General features: G+C 67.7%; 4 protein-coding genes. 2 read left to right on the top strand and 2 right to left on the bottom strand.

Annotation, left to right across the window (positions count from 1 at the left end):
- Positions 1-206: 206 nt before the first annotated feature.
- The gene (locus U9978_RS02325; RefSeq protein WP_322759357.1) at positions 207-1,025 is read right to left on the bottom strand and encodes a tyrosine-protein phosphatase; all 819 of its coding nucleotides are present in this window, start codon (positions 1,023-1,025) and stop codon (positions 207-209) included.
- Between the two features lie 367 nt (positions 1,026-1,392).
- Here U9978_RS02325 and U9978_RS02330 point away from each other — a divergent pair, with 367 nt between their 5' ends.
- Together U9978_RS02330 and U9978_RS02335 are read left to right on the top strand one after the other, a co-directional pair.
- The gene (locus tag U9978_RS02330; RefSeq protein ID WP_322759430.1) at positions 1,393-2,229 is read left to right on the top strand and encodes an undecaprenyl-diphosphate phosphatase; all 837 of its coding nucleotides are present in this window, start codon (positions 1,393-1,395) and stop codon (positions 2,227-2,229) included.
- Between the two features lie 77 nt (positions 2,230-2,306).
- Complete coding sequence (locus U9978_RS02335; RefSeq protein WP_322759358.1) at positions 2,307-3,788, top strand: phytoene desaturase family protein; 1,482 nt, start codon at positions 2,307-2,309, stop codon at positions 3,786-3,788.
- A 55-nt stretch (positions 3,789-3,843) separates the two neighbouring features.
- Here the strand turns inward: U9978_RS02335 and U9978_RS02340 are convergent.
- On the bottom strand, positions 3,844-6,000 hold a 2,157-nt coding region (locus U9978_RS02340), incomplete at its 5' end, for a PxKF domain-containing protein (protein WP_322759359.1).

The following is a 6,000-nucleotide window of genomic DNA, read 5'->3' on the forward strand; positions in this document are numbered from 1 at the left end:
TCGGACGGTCACCGGCACAACCGAGGAGCAGGTCGGCAGCCCCGAGGGCGAGGATTTTCACAAGGCGACGTCGGTCCACCCACGGGATTCTGAAGAGCTTGACTACGGAGCGCAACCGCACGGATGCAGCCCCGACTGCCCTGTGTGGTCGACCGCCGTGCGCGGTACCCCACGGCCCCGGACAAACGAGGGCAGGTCAGGTCAGGTCAGGTCAACAGCCTGGCCCGCCAGGTCGGCACTGCGTCCGGATGCGCGCCGTTGGCCGCGAACCATCCGGACAGGCCACCGGGATATTCGTCGATGACGGCCAGTACCTGCTCGACGGCCGAGATCGAGGTCGTGGTCAGGTCGGGAGCACCCAGGCCCGCTCCGGGCAGCAACGGATTGTTACCTAGTCGACGCAGTACGTCCGCCATGTTCGCGGCCGTCGCCGCGTAATCCGCGAGGATCGCGTCCGGTTCGACGCCCACCGCGCGTAGCAGGACCGCCACGACCAGGCCTGTCCGGTCCTTGCCGGCCGCACAATGGACAAGGAGTGGTCCAGGCGCATGGGCGGCCAGATGAAGGATCTCGACCACCCGCGATCCGGTCCGTTCGACGATCGCCCGGTACATCGTGCTCAGGCCGCCCGCGAGGGCAACAACGATCTCGGACGTGGGATGCGCGGGGTCGACGTCACCGAGCAACGGGATCACTCGGACATCGGTCACCGCCGATTCCAGTGGGTGCGGGCTACCGTCGCGCTCGACCGGCGACCGCAGGTCGATGACCGTTCGAGGTGGCCATTCACGATCGAATACCGGTAGCCGGTCGCCATGGCGCGGGGCGTCGCTACGGTAAAGAACGCCGGGGCGGGTGTGGCGACCGTCCTGCGTCGGCAGTCCGCCCAGGTCCCGCAGGTTCACCAACTGATCTCGATCGCGCCGCGATAGCGATCCGCCACGAGCGTTCCGGGCCGTCGGTACCGACGGTACCGACGGGCTGCCTGCTGCCGACTCGTGCGCCGCCGTCTCGCTGCTGCTCATGGGTTTGCTCCCGCCCCGATCGTCCGGTGTTGTTCCAGTGGAGCACACTTACCCGTCCCACACCTGAACCCATGGACAAGGTTTGCACCGGAGAACTTTGTCGCGGCGCCTCCCCGGATGTTCGGGGCTGCGACATCGAAGGCCGCCGTACAATCGCGAACGGCGCTGCGGCGGTACATTTTGGGGTGCTATAAGATTTAGTCGATTTTAGCTGATATGTGCTGCCAGGCGGCGGCGACCGGCGATCTCCCCGCACTCGGGCCGTCGGTCCGGTTGCGCGAGGGTCGTCGCCATACGCCGCCAACAGATAGCAGAAAGTGACAGATCACGGCTAGGTTATCAATAATGTGTGGGGAGAGGGGTGGGCGTGAACGTCCTGGAGGCGACGTTTCTCGGTTCGGTCGAGGGACTGACGGAGTTCCTGCCGGTGTCGAGTACCGGGCACCTGACGATCCTGGAGAAACTGCTCGGCTACTCCATCGACGACCCCGACATCACGGCGTTCACCGCGATCATTCAGGTCGGCGCCGTCTTCGCGACGTTGCTGTACTTCCGCAAGGACCTGTGGAGGATCCTGACCGCCCTGCTTCGCGGCATCGTCCAACCTCGGTTGCGTGGCCACCCCGACTACCTCTTCGGATGGGCGGTACTGCTGGGTTCGCTGCCCATCGGTGTGGTCGGGCTGCTGTTCAAGGACATGATCGAGACGACACTGCGCAGCCTCTGGTTCGTGGGCACCGCACTCGTGATGTGGAGTGGTGTCATGGCGTATGCCGACGGCAACGCGACCCAGAAGCGTCACGAGGAGGACATCACCTGGAAGGACACCCTCATCATCGGTCTGGTCCAGTGCGCCGCGCTGATCCCCGGCATCTCCCGGTCCGGCGCGACGATGTCGGCCGGTCTGACGCGGGGCCTGGACCGGGTGGCCGTCACAAGGCTGTCGTTCTTCCTTTCCATCCCGGCTCTGTTCGGTGCCGCAGCTCTTCAGGGCGTCAGCGAGGCCGGCAACATCGCCCACGGGGTCGGCTGGACACCAACGATCATCGCTACGGCCGTCAGCTTCGCCGTGGCCTATGTCGCCATCGCCTGGCTCCTGAAATTCATCGGCAAGAACAACTACAACATGTTCATCATCTACCGGATCATCGTCGGCACGACTGTGCTACTCCTGCTCGCAACGGGGATCCTCTCGGCGACCTGACGACCGACCTGACGACCGGGTTCGACGAACCGGCCAGAACAGCGATCGCACGTGAGAGCACCGCATAGTGTCACGGGGTGGCTCGGGTTGTCGTGATCGGCGCGGGGGTCGGCGGGTTGGCAACGGCCGCGCGGCTGGCCGCCACCGGGCATGCCGTCACCATCTGCGAGCAGGCATCCGAGGTCGGCGGCAAGCTCGCACGATTCAGCCTGGACGGCTTCTCCTTTGACACCGGGCCGTCCCTGCTGACCATGCCGGAGGTCTTCGCGGACCTGTTCGCCGCCACCGGAGCGCCCCTGGGAGACATCCTCGAGCTGCGCCGACTGGATCCGATCACCCGCAACCGTTTCGCCGACGGGACCATCCTCGACGCATATGCCGACGACGATGCGTTCACCGCCGAGCTGGACGCCGTCCTGCGTCCGGGGTCAGGCCAGCAGTGGCGCCGGCTGGCAGCCCACGCCGAGCGCCTGTGGGAGGCGACCGGTGGTCCGTTCCTGGCCGCCCCCAACGCCGGTGTCCGGTCGTTGGCCGGGTTGGCGCTACGACGTCCAGGCGACATCTCCACCATCGCGCCAGGCCTGACGTTACGAGGGCTCGGCCGGCGTCATCTCACCGACCATCGACTGCAGATGTTCCTCGAACGGTATGCGACCTATACCGGTTCCGATCCTCGCCGGGCACCGGCGGCCCTCGCGGTCATCGCGCACGTCGAGCGGTACCACGGCGGTTGGTACATCCCCGGCGGGCTGCACCAGCTCGGCCAGGCTGTCGCGGATCGGGCTGTGCGCCACGGCGCGCGCCTGCTGCTCGACCATCAGGTCGTCGCGATCACCCGCACCGCCGGTGGTCGGGTGGACGGGGTACGACTCGCCGGCGGCCGGCGCATCGGCGCGGACCTGGTGGTGTCAGGCATCGATGCCCGCACGCTGTACGGCATGCTCGCGCCCCACCAGCGGACGCAGCGGCGACTACGCCGGGCGCCGGCGTCGTTGTCCGGCTTCGTCCTGCTGCTCGCCCTGCGCGGGCAGACGCTGGATCTCGCCCATCACACGGTGCTGTTCCCCGCTGACAACGACGACGAGTTCGACGCGGTATTCGGCGGCCGTCTGGCCACCGATCCGACGATCTACATAAGCGCACCCGACGACCCCGCACTGGCGCCGCCGGGTTGCGAGGCATGGTTCGTCCTGGTGAACGCGGCCCGGCACATGACCGGTCCGGTCGACCGCGGGGTGGACTGGGATCGGCCGGGGCTCGCTGACACCTATGCTGCCCAGATCCTGGGTCTGATGGCCGAGCGCGGCATGGATGTCCGGTCCCGACTACTGTGGCACCGTGTGATCACTCCAGCTGACCTGGAACGAGGGACCGGAGCCGTCGGCGGGGCGATCTACGGGACGTCGTCCAACGGTCTGCGGGCGGCGTTCCTGCGGCCGGGCAACCGCTCGCCGATCCCGGGACTGTTCCTCGTGGGGGGGTCGTCCCATCCCGGTGGGGGCCTGCCGCTGGTCGCCATGTCCGCGACTATCGTCGCCGACATGATCGGCCCCGCGTAGTGGGGTGAGCCGCACTACGCGGGGCCGGGAAAATCATGGTCTGTCCGAGCGGGATCTATCTGAGCGAGACCAGGAAGCTGCGGTCGACACCGTCACCCAGATTGATCGACAGCTTGTACGTGCCGGCACACAGGCCGGTCCTGGTCGACCAGTTGAAGACGTACTGTCTGGCGGTCGGGCTGTAACGGAATGCGTTTCCGGTGGTGGCCGCGGACGTCGAGACAGCCTCCACAACGGAACCAAGCACGGTGGTGGAGTACTTGGCGTAGCTGAACGTGGCGACGGCGTTAGTGACGCCGGCGCTGGCGCCGGTGAGTGCGAACGTGACCGGCACGGTGCTGCCGATCTTGAAGATGGAGCTGCCGTCGGCATTCACCGGCTGGAGGACGTTCGACCAGCTGTAGCTAACGGTGATCATGAATGACCCGTTAGCAGTGTTACCCGCCCGGTCGGTTGCGGTGCAGATGACCACCGTGGTGCCGAGCGGGAACATCGCGCCGGCGGGCTTGTCGCAGGCGAGGGTCGTGGCGCCGTCTGTCGCGTCCGTGGCCGACACGGCATAGGTCACGACCGCTCCAGCCGGGCCGGTGGCCGTGGCCGCGACCGTGGGCAGGGCCAAGATCGGCGCGGTCGTGTCCACCGTCCAGGTCAGTTGCCCGGGACTGAGGTCGACGTTTCCGGCCGCGTCGATGGCACGCACGGCGAATGTGTGATCGCCTTCAGTGAAGCCGCCCACGGTCATGGGTGACACACAGCCGGCAAACGTCGCCGTGTCGACCGCACACTCGAAGTGCAGGCCGGCCGGCCCACTGTCGTCTACCGCGGTGAAGGTGAACGTGGCCACGCCGCCGGCGGTGTAGCGCGGCGGGCCGCTGGAGATCGCCGTGTCCGGCGGCGTCGTGTCGACCGGTCCGCCGAGGGCCACCACGTCGGTACGGGCCTTCTTGAGGTCCGCCAACGGTAGGTCCTTGGCAGCGGTACCGTCGCCATACCAGTCGGCGTCCCCCGAATCGGCCAGCAGGCGCAGCTGGCTGGTCGCGGTCAGCGGGCTCGGTAGCGACATCACGCCCTCGAACGGCGTGGCCGAGCCGAGCGCGGGCAGGTCCGCGGTGTGCGGTACCGCCGGCGAGGTGGGCTGACCGTCCCAGGTGTAGAGCTGTTCAGAGCCGGTATCGGTCGCGGGGCCGGCGATCAGAAGGTACTGGCCGACGTCGTTACGCCGAATCTCCCGGATGCCACGGCCGGCCAGGTCGAGCTCGATCGGCGCGCCGAAGGTAGCCGGGCCGGGCCCGGGACTACCCGTGACGAGCGACGGAAAATTGGTCACCGCAACGACCAGTGCCTTGGTCCGACCGGCCGCGGGCGACAGTGGCGCGCGGAAGCCCAGATAGGCCGTGGTGCCGTCGGGTGCGAACTCCAGACCTTCGATGTTGTATCCGGCACCGCCGCCCGCCTCGGGGATGACCCCGGTCGCCGCGCTTGCGGTCAGGCCGTAGTGGTCCGCGCCGAGCCCGTGCAGGTCGTCGTGGTCCCAACTGAGCAGGTCCTGGCGGAGGTGGTCGTAGTAGCCGACAAAGGTCAGCGTGGCGCCGGCACCGGAGCCGCTGAGCCTCGTCGCGAACACCCGGTTGCGGTTCGGGCGCGCTTTGCCTTCGGAGCTGTTGGACTCCGAGCCGATCCAGTAGACGGTGTCACCGACTCGGGCCGATGCCTCGATGTCGACCTCGCGGGGACCGCCGCCGGCGATGTCGGTCAGGCCGAGGCTCGTGGTGTAGTCGAACGAGGCAACCGGTGGGCCTGATCGGGTGCTGTCATAGAGACGCAGGGCCTGGTTCTCGTCATCGCCGACGAGTGCGTAGCCGTCCCCGACGTCGACCGCGGTGGATGCGTCCGAGGCGCCGGCCAGGTACCGCGTCTGCGGGCCGCCCGAACCCGACGCCGCATAGTGCAGTATCGATGAGGCGCTGAACGTCCCGTTCGACACGGTGATGGTGATGTCCGTATACCCGACCCCGACAGGGTCGACCGCTATGGTCCGGGTGGTGTCCGTCCCCGTCACCGTGATGTGGGCCAACGGAGCGACCGACGGGTTGGACGACGCGCTGGCCGTCACCGACAGCGCAGAGACCGGCACCGAAGAATCGCCCACGGTGATCGTGGCAGTCTGGTTGGTCGGGTCACCGATCGCGTTGGTCAGCGGGGTCGGCGTCGA

The sequence above is a fragment of the Protofrankia sp. Cr2 genome (assembly GCF_963555885.1).
In the GTDB taxonomy this organism is placed as follows: Bacteria; Actinomycetota; Actinomycetes; order Frankiales; family Frankiaceae; genus Protofrankia.